Origin of the sequence: Acinetobacter guillouiae CIP 63.46, from assembly GCF_000368145.1 — a bacterium.
Classification (GTDB): Bacteria; Pseudomonadota; Gammaproteobacteria; order Pseudomonadales; family Moraxellaceae; genus Acinetobacter; species Acinetobacter guillouiae.
Window position 1 is genome coordinate 1,925,703 of record NZ_KB849283.1, and the last position, 16,708, is coordinate 1,942,410.

The following is a 16,708-nucleotide window of genomic DNA, read 5'->3' on the forward strand; positions in this document are numbered from 1 at the left end:
TCATTCCGCTTTTTGTGGTTGCCCCAAACGATAACCTAACCCACGAATTGTACGAATAATATCTTTACCCAATTTCGATCGGATATGATGCACATAGACTTCAATTGTATTACTGTTGATTTCACTATCAAAAGCATACAATTTATCTTCTAAATTAGATTTAGAAAATATTTTATTGGGATGGGTCATTAACGGAATAAGAATCGCCCATTCACGATTTGAAAGCTCCACCGTTTCACCTTTTAGTGTTGCAATATGCTGTTCAACATCTAAAACAATTTCACCATTTTTTAGCAGATTTGAAGCACTTCCAGTTACGTCTTTCGCTGTATCACCTGTACGACGTAATAACGCATGGATACGAGCCACCAATTCATCGAACTCATAAGGCTTAATCAAATAATCATCTGCACCTTGATTTAAGCCTTCAACACGATTCTGTAATTGATCACGTGCTGAAATAATCAGTACAGGTAAACTAGAACGTTGACGGATTTGCTTTAAGACCTGCATCCCATCCATCATGGGCAAGCCTAAATCAAGTAAGACCAAATCAAATTGTTTCTCAGAAATAAGCTTGAGGCCATCTAAACCATTATTCACCCATTCCACATCAAAGCCTTGATATTTCAATAATGTTTTAGATGATTCTGCAATCATAAAATCATCTTCTATCATCAAAATTTTGGTCATGGTTTATATCCTTTCAATCAGCTTTGTACAGCACACTGGTGCAACATATTATTTTTTTGATCTATGACTTGAGTTTGGACATTTAACAAACTCAAAAGACTTGGAAATAAATTATCTTGACTCAATGTTGCCTGTTTTTGTTGATTTAAACAATTGATTTGTTTTGCTGCTACAGATTTCCATGCATCTGAAAACCACATCACCATAGGTACATGGGTTTGTTGAGTAGGTGCAATCGCATATGGTGCACCATGTAAATACATACCACGTTCACCTGTAGACTCGCCATGGTCAGATAAATACCAAAAACCTGTGCGATAATTTTCTTGCTGTTTTAAAGTTTCAATCAATTGATTTAGAATATGATCTGTATAGACAATCGAGTTATCATAAGTATTAATCAATTCAGTCGATGAACAACCTTGTATCGCATTGGTTTCACAAGTCGGTTTGAAATTTTTAAATTCATTTGGTGCACGTTTATAATAAGCAGGTCCATGACTTCCCATTTGATGTAATACAATCAAATGTGCTTGCTTGTCATCTTTTGGCAATTGACTTAAATATAGGTTTAAGCTGTCTACCAAAATACCATCTTGACATTCACCACCTTGACACCATTTTTTCTCTAAATCTTGAGGGATAACAAATTTCTCAACACGATCACAAGTACCCTTGCATCCTGAATTATTATCAATCCACGTCACCTTATAACCTGCACGTTGTGCAATATCCAATAAACCTTCTCGATGACTTGCAAGTTGCTCATCATAATCTTGACGCGGCATGCCTGAGAACATACAAGGCACTGAAACTGCGGTTGCTGTACCGCAAGAACTGACTTGAGAAAAATTAATTAGACCAGACTGTTTTGACAATTCAGGATTGGTATTTTTTGCATAACCATTTAAAGAAAAACTTTCTGCACGTGCAGTTTCACCGACCACCAAAACCATCAATTTAGGTTTATGCTGTAAAGCAACATCCTCGACTAAATGTGCATCTTCACCATAACGAATCAAAGGTAGATTTTTTTTCGGTGCTTTTTTATGAAAATAAGAAAGTGTTGAAGCCACTGCATTTTGCGGAGAAATCATGCCTTTTAAATCACGATGCTCACGAAATATAGCTGCATAATCCACATAAAAAACAAATAATAATGCAGCAATTACAGCGAAAGAGCCCGTAATATTTAGGCTTTTAAATAACAGTATTTTGCCAATTTTTTCTGGTTTAATCCTTACCCAAAGAATAATGATGATGGGTAAAACAACAAATCCCAGTGTCCAAATAAAAAATTGCAAAGAAAGTAAGTCTGACACTTCACTAGGATCTGTTTGTACCATATTTTGAATTTGATCAGGCGAAATCACCACGCCCAATGAATTGACAAAATAAGCACTAAATCCACCAATGAAGACCAAGACAATTGCAAAAAATTTTGCTGTCCATTTCCAGTCTAAAATTTGTAATAACAGGTTATATAAAGCAACCAGCACAAAACCTGTCGCGATCAGAAACAGCTGTGCTTTAACCCCCTGATAAGGCGTTAGAGACTGGACTTTATTTAAAAAACTAAAATTCAGACACAAGCCTAACCACACTGCGACAATAATATTAAAAGCAGTTAGGGAAATTGAGACTTCACGTCGTTTTATACGCTGTATTAAGTTAGACATTACTTTGGCAATACTCTTTTCAATAGTGTTAAGTTAAAAAATGAAGCTTAAACTGAACTTAAAAAGCACTTTCCCAAGCATATTGCGCCACTGATCCTATTTGTAATTACCTTAATATTTCTCATAATCTGAGAAATTTAAAATCAAATAAAAAAACTATAAAAAAGTTAGTATTATTTTATAGCTTGTAGATTTTAATCCTGCTTAATCGGATCCACAGCAATTTTTTGAGTTAATTATTGGGAACTGAAATTACTTTAAATCCAATAAATGGGATAATACACGAATTGATTTCTACACATTTAAAAATGACGAAAAAGTAATTTTTTATTTTCCACTCAATGCAAAACACATCAATATTTAATTAAAAAATAAAGGTAAAATCACATTAAATCAAAGATATTTATATATAAATTAAATTCCACCAACCACACAATTTATTTTACGTTTTTATAATATATTATTGACTTAATGATGCCTAAGAAAAATTATTTAATCTATTTAATTCAATCAAAAAACGACTAATCATAGCGTTATATACTAAATACTCACCTTGCATATTATAAAAATTTAAGTTCATAATATTATGAATAACGTATCTTTTTAATCCAATATATAATCGGGATGAGACAAAAAATGCCTATCACCAAAATCAAACTTAAGTAATTTAAATATCCCAATTGATCGCCAATCATGCCGCTTAATGTATATAACAACCCACTGACTGTTGCCATAATAGAGACCTGAAAAGTGAAATCTGTACCTGCATGTTCTTGACGACTATATTGCATCACTAAAGTTAAGATTATGACTAAAAGCATTGCAGCAAACAGATCTTCTAAAGCATTAATCAAATAAATTAACCACGGTGCTACAAAGTGCGATTGTTCATATTGAGCTGCTAACCACACGAACCCTGCTAAACTGATCAATTTCAAAATAGAAAACAGGATTAAGGCTTGGTGACGCTGTAGTTTTTTTAGCATTAAACTGGCCAAGCCTGCACCCAATAGTGCAGAAAATGCCCCCATCATAGTGATATAAATGCCGATTTGAGAAAGACTCAACTGTAGATCAACCAACAAAGGTTTGGTAATTGGACCTGTAAAGCCATCCGTTATTTTGATGGTACAAAGCACAAAGAACCATGCTCTTAGTTTTTTATTGACAAAGAAATAAGTTAAATAGGTTTTAAATTTTTCAATAAAATGCTGTGCAACGTCATCCTGTAAATGTGCTAACGCAGTCTTTTTTAAGTGCTTAGGTTCTTGATAAAACCAAATAGGAATTGTATTTAAAGCCACAATTCCTGCCAAAATCAAAAACGTACTTTGCCAGCTTAACCAGTCCATTACCCATAGGATTGCCCCGCCCCCAATAATAAATCCTAAACGAGAGCCAATGACTTGAATCATATTCCCAATATGTTGCTGATCCCCTTTTAAAATGCTAACGGCTAAGCCATCCGTTGCAATATCTTGGGTTGCACCAATACTGTTCATACAGAGCAAAGCCATAAAAAACAATAATAAATAGATCGGTTCATTCAGGGATTGAATTGGTAAAAAAGATAAAATGATCAGGATAGCAATGGTTAAAACTTGGGTTGGAATAATCCAACTTCGATAATGCCCTTTGGAACCATGTCCAAAACTGTCCACAAAAGGCGCCCATAAAATTTTAATTGCCCAAGGCGCCATGAGTAATCCAAAGCCGCCGATATGCGCCAAAGACACGCCTTGTGAGCGTAAAATCACTGGTAAGGCATGGGTCATAAAACCTACAGGTAAACCCTGCGCCCAATACAGTGAAAATAACAACAAATAAGTGTGTCGCATGCAATCTAAACTCGAACGATGTCAATATAAATGGGCCTAACTTGATCTTGTGTGTATTGCTTTAATCTACAAATTTTGTAATATTTACATTTTGCAGATAGTCACTATTAAGCAAAAAACTAAAATCAATACAAGAGCAGTCATATAAAAATACAATGTCACAAAACTTTCCGATCATACCAGATCAAGTACCCCAACGTGGTACCAGCACCAGCCGTAATATCTTTAAAAACCTTTACTTAGTTCAAGGCTGGGGATTTGATGGTGAATTTCCCAACTTACCCAAAGCAGTGGTATTTATTGCACCGCACACCTCGAATTATGATGGTTTTTATGCTTTCCTCGCCATGTTAGGTATTGGTATTAAAGTTACAATTTTTGGAAAAGATAGCCTGTTTAAACCGCCACTCAAAGCACTTTTTGAGTGGATTGGTGTGATTCCCGTACAGCGTGATTCACCGCATGGGCTCACCGAACAGATTGTTAAAGTTATACAACAACAAGATAAAATTTGGATTGCCATTGCACCTGAAGGTACACGAAAAAAAGCTGAAAAAATTAAAAGTGGTTTTTATCACATTGCAATGGGCGCCAATATACCGATTGCAATTTTTTCACTTGATTACGAGAAAAAGCGAATTCACTGTTTAGGTACATTGCAACCCACAGGAGATTATGAGCAAGATTTAGCAGAAATTTTATCGCGTTTTAAAGGTAACTTTTCACCTAAACGACCTAAATTATTATCGATTCCTTTACAAAAACTATTGAAAAATGGCTAGAAAAAATAGAGACAATCTGTTCAGATGTGCAACATATATTTTGATCAAAAGTAATACCCCATGCGTTTTAAACAACTTGGTTTTATAGGCTTATTGGGTCTAGCCCTTGTTGGCTGTGACAAAACAACCAAAACTCCAACTCAGACCACTGCGATTAAAGCACGTGAGCCTGTTATTGCCATTGCTTTAGGTGGCGGTGGTGCAAAAGGTTTCGCCCATATTGGTGTGCTCAAGGTTTTAGAATCTCATGGAATCAAACCTAAAATTGTGACTGGAACCAGTGCAGGAAGTTTTGTCGGCAGTATCTATGCCAGTGGTAAAACACCTTATCAAATGCAGCAGATCGCACAGCAATTGAAAGAATCTGATTTGCGTGATTTGACTTTAAATAGCCAAGGTATTGTTCTTGGTCAAAAACTACAAGATTATGTCAATCGCAATGTTGCGAATAAACCGATTGAGCAATTTCCAATCCGTTTTGCAGCAGTTGCCACACGTTTAGACAATGGTAAAAAAGCAGAATTTATTAAAGGTAATGCAGGGCAAGCAGTTCGCGCCTCTTGTAGTATCCCCAATGTTTTTGTGCCGGCAACCATTGGTAATACAAAATATGTTGATGGCGGTTTAGTTAGCCCAATTCCGGTTCAGACTGCACGTGATATGGGTGCAGATATCGTAATTGCGGTCGATATTTCTGCACGTCCAAGTGGTAGCCAACCTATGAATATGTGGGGCTTATTGGACCAAACCATTAACATCATGGGGCAACAAAGTATTAACAATGAGTTGGCTCAAGCCAATATCGTGATTCAACCTAAAGTTGGACACTTAGGTACGCTTGATCTTAAGTCCAGTAACCAAGCGATTTTAGAAGGTGAAAAAGCGGCCCAAGGCAAAATCATCGCCATTCAAACTGCAATCACTAACTTTAAAAAATCACCTGCTGCTTTAAAACCTGCGCCTCGGGGAAAATTCTAATATCGCAATAGCGTTCTGATAATCAATCCTAATTGAAAACAAGAATAATCACGTTTTTATATGCAGCACTAAAATGATCTGCTACATTGATATAGATGATCCGTCATCTATATCAATGATAATCACTAGAGTAGATGTATGAACTTTATTTTTGAACCGTGGCATTGGTTTGTACTTGGCATATTGCTGATCCTATCCGAACTTGTATTACCAGCGTTTGCTGCTTTATGGTTTGGTATTGCTGCAGTTGTGGTCAGTATTTTGTTGTGGTTATTCCCAAGTATGAGTTTCACCCTGCAAGTCGTATGCTGGATTATCTTATCCATCATTTGCACTGTGGCTTGGTTTAAATTCATTAAGCCTCTATCTGTAGATAAAACCAAAGCTGGGCTTTCTCGTGAAGCAACCATTGGTCAAACGGGTATGGTCATTCAAACTGGGCTTAGCCATGATCAAATTCGTGTTCGTTTTCCAATGCCTGTTTTGGGTTCTGATGAATGGAATTGCCGTACTTTATCGCCTGTACAAGTAGGTGACCGTGTACGGGTAACTGATATTTTAGGTAATGATTTAGTGGTAAAACTACATTCATCATCTTAATAATGAAGAATAAAGAGGAAAATTAAATGGGTTTTGGTTCTATTGTTGTTTTAGTCTTATTTCTATTTGTCGCTGTAACCATTTTCAAAGGCGTGCGTATTGTTCCTCAGGGTTATAAATGGATCGTACAACGCTTAGGTAAATATCACACCACACTTAGTCCGGGTTTAAACTTCGTCATTCCGTATGTGGATGAAGTGGCTTACAAAGTCACCACCAAAGATATTGTTCTAGATATCCCATCACAAGAAGTCATCACCCGTGATAACGCGGTATTAGTGATGAATGCTGTGGCTTATATCAATTTAACCACACCAGAAAAAGCCGTGTATGGTATTGAAAACTACACTTGGGCAATTCAAAACTTGGTGCAAACTTCACTCCGTTCAATCGTTGGTGAAATGGATCTAGATGATGCATTGTCATCACGTGATCATATCAAAGCAAAATTAAAAGCAGCGATCTCTGATGATATCTCAGACTGGGGTATCACACTAAAAACTGTGGAAATTCAAGATATTCAACCATCGCACACGATGCAATCAGCGATGGAAGCCCAAGCTGCTGCAGAACGTCAACGTCGTGCAACAGTGACCAAGGCAGATGGTGAAAAACAAGCGGCGATTTTAGAAGCAGATGGACGTTTAGAGGCCTCTCGCCGTGATGCGGAAGCTCAGGTTGTATTGGCTGAATCTTCACAGCGTGCCATTGAAATGGTGACCTCTGCTGTGGGTGATAAAGAAATCCCTGTTGCCTACTTACTCGGTGAGCAATATGTCAAAGCAATGCAAGACATGGCCAAATCGAATAATGCCAAAACTGTTGTACTCCCAGCAGATATTATGAATACTATTCGTGGTGTGATGGGTAGAAACTAATTTAGCGCGGTAAAAATCGTTAAAAAATAGGCAGCCGATGGGTTGCCTATTTTTTAACGTGAAAAATGTCGCTTAAGTTTTAAGGTTGAACAATTGATCCATATTTTTTCGTTATCTATAGTTAAATTTCGCGTTACTTAAAATCCTCTCTTTGCATCTGCATTCGAGATTTAAAGATCAATATTAAAAATGAAATTACATAAAATACAGATAGATGAAGACTTTGAAGATGATGGGCTTTGCTCTATTACGTTTTGGTTCGAGGATGCCCCGAGATATATAACCCTATCTCGGGATGAACTAGCGTGTCCAAGCAGTATTTACATTGAGTATACTGATCAAATATATGGATTTGAAACCAGAGACATCGAATATTCATTTGAGAACGGACGATTAACCCTAAAGCTGTTGGTTAATTCGTTCAGATGGAATAATTCCAGTGATGTTGAAATTTATATCCCTGAGGCAGAAATTGACTCAGTGACATCCATCATGGAAAAAATATTTGATCTCAATTAAATTAGCTTTTTCTTGCCAACAAAAATTGCGAAATTTGATTCAATTCCTGTGCATCCTCGCCAAAATACGCTAAAGCTTTAAATGCCTGGTCATGTAATTGTTGCGCATAAATTTTGGCATTTTCTAAGCCCATTAAGGCAGGATAGGTCGACTTATCTACTTGTTGATCTTTGCCCGCAGTTTTGCCCAAAGATTCAGTGTCAGACACCACATCTAAAATATCATCTTGTACTTGAAATGCTAAACCAATCGCTTGACCATATTGACGCAATTGTGGAATCGCTTGATCTGTACCGGCAAAAATTGTCACGGCAGACAGCATAATTGCAGCTTGGATTAAAGCCCCTGTTTTATTGCGATGGATATTTTCTAACTGTGCTTGATCGACATGTTTGCCTTCAGCCTGTAAATCCAAAACCTGACCACATACCATTTTTGAACTTGCTGTGGCTAAGATTTGCATTTGTTTAAGAATAATGCCCTGTTCAACAGCTTGACCTTGATCAAATAGACGGCTTCCTAATACCTCAAATGCCATCGATTGCAAAATATCACCAGCTAATAGCGCTGTATCTTCACCAAAAGCCACATGACAAGTTGGCTGTCCGCGACGTAACAAGTCATTGTCCATACATGGCAAGTCATCATGTGCCAATGAATAGCAATGAATAAACTCAATCGCAACCGCAGCTCTACGCACGGCTGCAAAATTCGGATTATTTTGTTTTAAATGTGCAGTTGCATAACTTAAAGCCGGTCTAACTCGTTTTCCACCTAACATCACCGTATGATGCACTGCAGATTTTAATGGTTCTGGCAATGAAAAAGCATCTAAAGCAGCTTGTAAATCTTGCTGAATTTGCACTTGCGCTCGTTTTAAAATTTCTGCATTTACATTGGGAATAGAAGTCACATCTGCCTCGGTTTGTACGAATCGCTAAAACTAAAATCAGCAGTTTTAGATAAATTGGTAAATTTGGTGAGTCAGAACATTCTACTATGAGTCACTATAATTCTCATCCTTTAATTCCAATCCAATCATTTGAATAAGTGCAAAGCATTTATAATTCGTTTTTTAATAGAAACAGTGAGTTTCGGCCCTTTTCTTTGGCAGAACGTACTGCAAACTCTAATTTTTGTAAGACATCCACCTCAGTCGGCTTATGGTGTGGATCTAAATGATAGATTCCTATAGATGCAGTAAGATATTCATTATTACTACCAAACAATATCTTTTCATTCGTGACTGCAAATTTAAGTCGTTCTGCAAGTGTCACCACTGCCCACTCAGTAAGATGTTCAATCACAATAACAAAACTTGCTGAATTTAAACGAAAAATTTCAGCTTCTTCAGTTTGCGCAATCGCTTCATTTAATACAGAACCGAGTTGTATTAAGACCTCATCACCTGCAGTATAGCTATTGAGTTGATTAAATCGCTTAAAGTTATCTAAATCAATTTTAAGAAATGACAAATGCGAGTCACAACTGTTTTGCCAGATTTTATTTAAATAATGCTCAAAAGCAAAAGCGTTCTGTAAACCTGTGACAAAATCTAAATAGAGATGGTCGTGCAATTTTTTATTATTTTGCAAAAGTACATTTTCACGGCGCTTCAAACGCGTTATATCTGAGCAAACAACTACAACTGTTTCAATCTCATCATATTGGTTACGTATTGCTTTAAAATATGAAAGATAAAATTTTCCTTTGACATAAAATTCTTGCTCAAAATAATTTTTATTTTTTGAGAAATAACGCATTGCTTCAGTGAAATGAGCATAAACAACGGTCGAAAATGTATTGAGTAACTTATCAAACAAGTAAAGCGCGTCACTTTCATAAATATCAGCAAATTTTTGATTTACCCCTAAAAACCGCGCTTCCTGATCAAATAAAGCGATGGGTAAAGGAATTTGTGAAATAAAAGAAACCAGATGCAATTTGTCAATATCTTTTAAATATTCAAAAACTTTGATGTCTTCAAGGCTATCTCGTAGTTTTTTAGACTCTTGTTCCATACGCCACCTCGAAGCCAATAAATTTTTAATCTATTGAAATCAGCATTTAATGTATTAATTTTTTACAACAGCAAATCATCAGAATTGCTATCACATAAAGTAAGTATGATAAAATACTGTAACTATTTTGCCATACACAATACAAAATTAGTACTTTTATTGATATAAATCACAAAAAAATAAACCTTGCGAATGCAAGGCTATTAAAATTTCAACGATCAAATCTCTCAAATGCTATTTGAAAGCACATCAAAAAGATTAAAAACTATCTGCTGGCACTCGAACCCAGCCCTCCATCAATACACGCGCACTACGACTCATGATGGCTTTCTTAACAACCCATTGTCCTGTTTCATTTAAAGCTTGTGCACCCACGCGAAGTGTTCCAGATGGATGACCAAAGCGTACCGCCTCACGTTCACCACCTCCAGCAGCCAAATTCACCAAGGTATTTGGAATTGCTGCCGCTGTACCAATCGCGACCGCAGCTGTTCCCATCATGGCATGATGTAATTTACCCATCGATAACGCGCGCACCAATAAATCTGTATCGGTTTCACCCACCTGTTTACCACTAGACGCGGTATAGCTTTTAGGTTGCGATACAAATGCCACTTTCGGAGTATGTTGACGATTAACCGCTTCACTAATGTCTTGGATTAAACCCATTTTTACCGCACCATAAGCACGGATTTTTTCAAAACGCGCTAATGCAGCTATATCACTGTTGATATCGTCTTGTAATTCAGTTCCGTTGTATCCAATCTCTTCGGCATTTAAGAAAATTGTAGGAATACCAGCATTGATCAAAGTTGCTTGAAATGTACCAATTTCAGGAACCTCTAAGCTGTCTACAACATTTCCTGTTGGGAACATTGCTCCACCATCTTCCCCATCATCGGCAGGATCTAAAAATTCAATTTGAACTTCTGCTGCTGGAAAAGTGACACCATCCAATTCAAAATCACCAGTTTCTTGAACTTGTCCCTGAGTAATAGGCACATGGGCAATAATTGTTTTATGAATATTGGCTTGCCAAATACGAACTGTACAAATACCATTTTCTGGAATCAGATCAGCTGCAACCAAACCATTACTGATTGCAAATGAACCGACAGCAGCTGTTAAATTACCGCAGTTGCCGCTCCAATCTACAAATGCTTTATCGATAGACACTTGCCCAAACAGATAGTCAACATCATGATTTGGTTGTGAACTCTTGGCTAAAATAACTGTTTTACTGGTACTTGAAGTCGCCCCGCCCATCCCATCAATCTGTTTTCCATACGGATCTGGACTACCAATCACACGGAGTAATAACTGATCACGTGATTGCCCCGCTATTTGTGCACGTTCAGGCAAATCATCGAGTTTAAAGAAGACACCTTTACTGGTACCACCACGCATATAGGTTGCTGGGATTTTGATTTGTGGTGCAGCGCTCATTTTATCGTATTCCTTTCAATTCTCTTTGTTGTCTAAAATAATGAATCTTCATTCAGTTTTATACTACCCTTTTTTTGAGTAAAATACTGACGGATTGACTTAAGTATTAAATAAATCTTGTCATAAAGCTTAAATATTAAACAGATTCAGTTTGCTTTGAAAATTTAAAATTAATCTTATTTCATTGAAAATGAATAAAAAAATTAAATATATTATTTTTTGACTTCACAGTTCCTTTCCATACATCTATCGCATACTAGGCTAAAAGTAACCAATCTATTACAATAATTAAATTCGCATAAATAGAGTTGTACACATTGAGCAACGAGTCTACACAATTACAGCGTGGGCTTAAGAATCGTCATATCCAATTGATTGCCATGGGCGGTGCAATTGGTACAGGATTATTCTTAGGTTCAGCACATGTGATCGAAAAAGCTGGGCCATCCATTATTTTGGGTTATGCCATTGGTGGTTTGATCGTTTTTTTAATTATGCGTCAGCTTGGGGAAATGATAGTACATGAACCCGTAGCTGGTTCTTTTAGCCATTTTGCCAATAAATATTGGGGTAAATTTCCTGGTTTTTTAACTGGTTGGAACTATTGGATGTTGTACATCCTAGTTGCAATGACAGAATTAACTGCGGTCGGCAAATACATCAATTATTGGTGGCCTGAAATTCCAAACTGGGTGTCTGTACTGTTTTTCTTCGTTGTGATTACACTGGTCAACTTAGGAAATGTGAAATTTTACGGTGAATCCGAATTTTGGTTATCCATCATTAAAGTCACTGCTATTGTTGCAATGATTGTATTTGGTATTTATTTGGTTCTGACCGCAGATGTAAGTTCAGGGATTGCTTTTTCAAACTTATGGTCTCATGGTGGCTTTTTCCCAAATGGATTTGACGGCTTATTTTATATGCTGGCTTTCCTTATGTTTGGTTTTGGCGGTATTGAATTAGTTGGTATGGCTGCGGCTGAAGCCAAAGACCCAGAAAAAACCATTCCTAAAGCGATTAATCAAGTTGTGCCACGTATCCTTATTTTTTACGTAGGTTCGATGATCATTCTGTTGTCTTTGGTGCCTTGGAACCAATTGAATTTTGGTGGTTTAGATAAAAGTCCATTCGTGATGGTCTTTAGTATGATTGGGATTGCATGGGCAGCTCATCTGGTTAACTTTATTATCTTAACTGCGGCATTATCTGTTTATAACAGTGGGATGTATGCCAATAGCCGTATGCTTTATGGTTTAGCAAAACAAGGCAATGCACCTAAAATTTTTACCAAAACCAATAAACATGGTGTACCAATTCCATCTGTGTTGCTTTCTGCATTTTTAATTTTGGGTTGCGTACCTTTAAATTATTATTTACCAGAAGATGCTTTAAGTCATTTGATGTATGTGGTGGTTGGCGCTTTAGTTTTAAACTGGTTAATGATTACACTCACTCATTTAAAGTTTAAGCGTGCTCTACGTTTGACCAATCAAACCAGTAAGTACCCTGCACTTTGGGCACCTGTTAGTAATTTCGTTGTAATTATTTTTATTGGTATCGTTTTATATATCATGTGGGATCAAGGATTTAAAGAATCCGTATTGATGATTCCTGTATGGATTACCCTGATGTTAGTCCTGTTTGATATTTTAAATCAAAATGAAATAAAGACTGAAGAAAAATAAACCTAACCCAAAGCTATTATTTCGATAATAGCTTTTTTTTCATATGCATATACGGTAAATTATTTACTTATTGTGCCCTTAGCTTAACTGGATAGAGCAGTTGCCTCCTAAGCGACAGACGTGGGTTCAAGTCCCGCAGGGCGCACAATTAAAGAAGAATAAAAAAAAATTCTCTTTACCAAAATTAAGACAATAAAATTAAGCCTTACAAAAGTTTTCGAACGGTAATTTTAATCATGTTTAAGGCTGATGATAAAAGCTAAAGATTAGATTACTTGCGCCCAAATATTAAAAAACCTAAATATACAAAATTATAGTTATGGATCTAAATCGATATAAGCGAGCTAATTAAACATCTTATTCAACTCATATTGTGAGCCGAATATATGCTATATTTAGCTCATCTTGGAAAAGTTCTAAGTGGAGATTTAAGATGCAAGAGTGGATTTGGCAAACCAACAACTGGACAAACTTTAGATGGGAAGATGAAATCATCTTACCCAAAACCAGACAGATTCATCAAAAAATTGGAATTCTACTTGGGCAAAGTCAACATGATTTAGCCAAAGAGCAATTCACCTTAAATATTCTACTTGCCAATCTTGTTGCATCATCCGCGATTGAAAATGAAACCTTAAATGTGTATTCATTACGTTCCTCACTTGCACGTCGTCTAGGCGTTACGCTTGACCAACCTTATCCAAGTTCGGACAGATCTGAAGGTTTGGCCAATATCATGCTTGATGCGCTGAACAATGTGAAACAACCACTTACTGTTGAACGTCTTATGCAATGGCATCAATGGCTTTTTAATGATCCCGATTGGACAATGCAGCGCTTACGCATTGGTCAACTCAGAGGTTCAGAACCAATGCAGGTTGTTTCTGGTCGATTGGATTATCCGACAGTTCACTTTGAAGTACCTCCTAGAGAAGGACTTGAAGAACGTTTAGAAGCCTTTATAAATTGGTTTAATCTTAGTCTAACCGATGCGTTGCTTGATCCCCTACTTCGTGCGGGTATTACTCACTTATGGTTTATCACACTGCATCCTTTTGATGATGGTAACGGGCGTATTACCCGTACACTGACAGACCTGGCCTTAGCACAAATGGATCAGCAGAGTATTCGCTTGTATGCGATGTCCCCTGTTATATTAAACAAACGTAAAAGTTACTATGAAATCTTAGAGCAAAGCCAAAAAAATGATTCCAATATCACTAATTGGCTTGTCTGGTTTTTAGACACCTTAAATGACAGCCTCGAAACGACGTTAAAACAAATTAATCGAACTGTATTTAAAAGTCAGTTTTGGTATAAATATTCAAATTTAGATCTCCATGAAGGACAACGCAGGGTATTGAATCGCTTATTAGATGGTGGAGAAAATGGCTTTGAACATGGTATTAGTGCCTCTCAATATCAAAAGGTTGCTAAAGTCAGTAAAGCAACAGCTACTCGGCATTTATCCGACCTGTTAGAAAAAGGATGTATAATCAAATTGGAAGATGGTGGACGCAATACTCGCTATCAAATCAATTCCCTATTATAAAAATAATACCCTTTTTAAAGCTGTTTTTTGCGATAAAGCCAATTTACTTAAAATATTTTTATCGGTTTTGAATAGATAAATCAAAAACTTGAATCCTATAAGGGCGCACAATTGAAGAAGAATAAAAAGTGACTTTCTGTCTTTACAAAGATTTAATATTGAGCCACTTATATTGCCAAATAAACTCAACGTTATTTTGACCATTTGGTTATATTTTATGCAATCCATCAATCACGAAATTATCTAAATTTTACTATTTTCACTTTGAATTTTTTTAATATCTCTATAAATAATCACATCTTTATATTTTTTTCTAAATCCTCGCCCACTAAACTAAACTACATAGTTCATTTTTTTTTCACTAATTCACCCTCTAGAGTATTTACTCTTATTTTTTATATGTTATTTTGTAAATAGAAGTAACTTTGAGTTGTATATTTAAGTATCAAAATTATTTCTCATTCAAAACTTAAGTACTTCAAAGTATTCATTTTATTATATTAGGGAAAAATTAAAATGAAATTAAAACATTTATCAATCGCGATAATTGCTGCAAGTTTGCCAATGACTGGTGTTTTTGCCGCAGCAATGGATCGTTCAGGCCAATCAATTTCGGCATTCCTTCAACCTAATAATTATTTTGAAGCTGGTATTTCAGTTTTAGATCCAACTGTTGAAGGTCGAGAAGCTGGAGATACGCCTAAACCATATCGTGAAATTAGTGATATGGGAGATGATTATTATTTTCCATCTGCTGCGATTAAATTACAACTGACTGATCAAGTTTCATTTGGTCTTTTATATGACAAACCATTTGGGGCAGATGCTGCATATTCAGGTGAAAATGCTTTCGTTTCGTCTGATCACGATACTGTATTACCTCAGGATAGATTAACAGCACTTCGTGCAACTACAATTACAAAGAATGTAAATGAGCAAGTTGTTGCCCGAGCTACACAACAAGCAATTGCTGCAACAGGTTCCCCAACCCCCCCTCAAGCGGTAATTGATCAGATTGCAACACAAATTAGAGGAAATGCTGGTGCAATGGCTTTGATCACAACTGGTGTAACACAAGCTGTGGATCAAGGTATTGCAGGAGCGAATAGTACACTAGGTAAGGGCAACACCAAAGTTAAAGTAGACACCCAAAATATTTCAATGATTTTTGGTTTTCAACCGATTGCAAACTTAAACTTCTATGGTGGTGGTGTTTACCAAACCATTAAAGGGAATGTTAGTCTACGTGGGCAAGCATATAGTTTATATAATGGCTATGACGCAAACATCAAAGAGACTGGCGGTGTGGGTTGGTTAGCAGGTGCTGCATATCAGATTCCAGATATCGCATTAAAAGCATCGGTAACTTATCGTTCTGAAATCGATCATGATGTGAATATCAATGAATCGATCCCTACGCTTGGTGCATTAGCTTTACTCGGTGATACTGGAACTGCTGCGGCAAAAGCAATTGCTGCTGCCAATGGTAAAACGACAATTACGACACCACAGTCTGTTAACATCGATTTACAAACAGGAATCATGGCAAATACCATTGCTTTCGCAAACCTTCGTTGGGTAAATTGGAAAGATTTTTCAATCCAACCGTTAAAATTTGGTAAAGTTTCTCAAGCAATCGGTGGTCTAGTTAACCGTCCAAATGGATTTAACTTGGTTGAATATTCTGATGATCAATATAGTGTGACTGCGGGTGTTGGTCGTAAAATTAATGACCTATGGTCAGGAACTGTTGCAGTAGGTTGGGACTCTGGCGCGGGTAACCCAGTTTCAACTTTAGGCCCTACAGAAGGTTATTGGAATCTAGGTTTAGGTGTTCAATATAGCCCTACGCCTGCAACGTTCATCGCTGGTGGTGTTAAATACTTCTGGTTAGGTGATGCAAAAGCACAAACAGGTGCTCAATCAGGTGGCGATACTTATGTTGCAGAGTTTAAAGATAACAATGCAATCGCTTATGGTTTAAAAATTGGTTATAGATTCTAAGAGTCTATACCGATAAAAAAATCCCACTTT

The 16,708-nt window shown here is 36.6% G+C and carries 13 protein-coding genes and 1 tRNA gene; 8 read left to right on the forward strand and 6 right to left on the reverse strand.

Translation table 11 applies throughout. The features are described from left to right. The 3 genes from F981_RS14085 to F981_RS14095 form a co-directional block, all read right to left on the reverse strand. The gene (locus F981_RS14085; protein ID WP_004722612.1) at window positions 1-693 is read right to left on the reverse strand and encodes a DNA-binding response regulator PmrA; all 693 of its coding nucleotides are present in this window, start codon (window positions 691-693) and stop codon (window positions 1-3) included. 17 nt (window positions 694-710) lie between these two features. Next, the gene (locus F981_RS14090; RefSeq protein WP_004722614.1) at window positions 711-2,372 is read right to left on the reverse strand and encodes a phosphoethanolamine transferase; all 1,662 of its coding nucleotides are present in this window, start codon (window positions 2,370-2,372) and stop codon (window positions 711-713) included. 584 nt (window positions 2,373-2,956) lie between these two features. Further along, window positions 2,957-4,210: an MFS transporter gene (locus F981_RS14095; RefSeq protein ID WP_004722615.1), complete on the reverse strand. Its 1,254-nt coding sequence runs from the start codon at window positions 4,208-4,210 to the stop codon at window positions 2,957-2,959. 155 nt (window positions 4,211-4,365) lie between these two features. Between F981_RS14095 and F981_RS14100 the strand changes: the two genes are divergently transcribed. The 4 genes from F981_RS14100 (at window position 4,366) to F981_RS14115 (ending at window position 7,448) form a co-directional block, all read left to right on the forward strand. Beyond that, complete coding sequence (locus tag F981_RS14100) at window positions 4,366-4,992, forward strand: lysophospholipid acyltransferase family protein (RefSeq protein WP_004722617.1); 627 nt, start codon at window positions 4,366-4,368, stop codon at window positions 4,990-4,992. Window positions 4,993-5,052: 60 nt separating this feature from the next. Next, window positions 5,053-5,970, forward strand: coding sequence for a patatin-like phospholipase family protein (locus tag F981_RS14105; protein WP_004722618.1), 918 nt, complete (start codon window positions 5,053-5,055; stop codon window positions 5,968-5,970). A 138-nt stretch (window positions 5,971-6,108) separates the two neighbouring features. Continuing rightward, window positions 6,109-6,570 carry an NfeD family protein gene (locus tag F981_RS14110; protein ID WP_004722621.1) on the forward strand — a complete coding sequence of 154 codons (462 nt, stop codon included), beginning with the start codon at window positions 6,109-6,111 and terminating at the stop codon, window positions 6,568-6,570. Window positions 6,571-6,596: 26 nt separating this feature from the next. Continuing rightward, window positions 6,597-7,448 carry an SPFH domain-containing protein gene (locus F981_RS14115; protein WP_004722624.1) on the forward strand — a complete coding sequence of 284 codons (852 nt, stop codon included), beginning with the start codon at window positions 6,597-6,599 and terminating at the stop codon, window positions 7,446-7,448. A gap of 520 nt (window positions 7,449-7,968) precedes the next feature. Here the strand turns inward: F981_RS14115 and F981_RS14125 are convergent. The 3 genes from F981_RS14125 to prpF all read right to left on the reverse strand — a co-directional run bounded on the left by F981_RS14125 (window position 7,969) and on the right by prpF (window position 11,434). After that, window positions 7,969-8,880, reverse strand: coding sequence for a polyprenyl synthetase family protein (locus F981_RS14125; RefSeq protein WP_004722627.1), 912 nt, complete (start codon window positions 8,878-8,880; stop codon window positions 7,969-7,971). Window positions 8,881-9,028: 148 nt separating this feature from the next. Continuing rightward, window positions 9,029-9,988 (reverse strand): sensor domain-containing diguanylate cyclase, encoded by a 960-nt coding sequence (locus tag F981_RS14130; protein WP_004722628.1) that lies wholly within the window; start codon window positions 9,986-9,988, stop codon window positions 9,029-9,031. 258 nt (window positions 9,989-10,246) lie between these two features. Continuing rightward, window positions 10,247-11,434 (reverse strand): 2-methylaconitate cis-trans isomerase PrpF, encoded by a 1,188-nt coding sequence (gene prpF / locus F981_RS14135; protein WP_004722631.1) that lies wholly within the window; start codon window positions 11,432-11,434, stop codon window positions 10,247-10,249. Window positions 11,435-11,751: 317 nt separating this feature from the next. On the opposite strand from prpF, the gene F981_RS14140 reads away from it, so the two are divergent. The 4 genes from F981_RS14140 (at window position 11,752) to F981_RS14160 (ending at window position 16,678) form a co-directional block, all read left to right on the forward strand. Then, a complete protein-coding gene (locus F981_RS14140) occupies window positions 11,752-13,122 on the forward strand; it encodes an amino acid permease (protein ID WP_004722632.1) in 1,371 nt (456 codons plus the stop codon). 72 nt (window positions 13,123-13,194) lie between these two features. After that, a tRNA-Arg gene (locus tag F981_RS14145) sits at window positions 13,195-13,267 on the forward strand. Between the two features lie 288 nt (window positions 13,268-13,555). Further along, on the forward strand, window positions 13,556-14,674 hold the full coding sequence (locus F981_RS14150) for a Fic family protein (protein ID WP_004722635.1): 1,119 nt from the start codon (window positions 13,556-13,558) through the stop codon (window positions 14,672-14,674). Window positions 14,675-15,190: 516 nt separating this feature from the next. Beyond that, window positions 15,191-16,678 (forward strand): hypothetical protein, encoded by a 1,488-nt coding sequence (locus F981_RS14160; protein ID WP_004722636.1) that lies wholly within the window; start codon window positions 15,191-15,193, stop codon window positions 16,676-16,678. Window positions 16,679-16,708 lie beyond the last annotated feature (30 nt).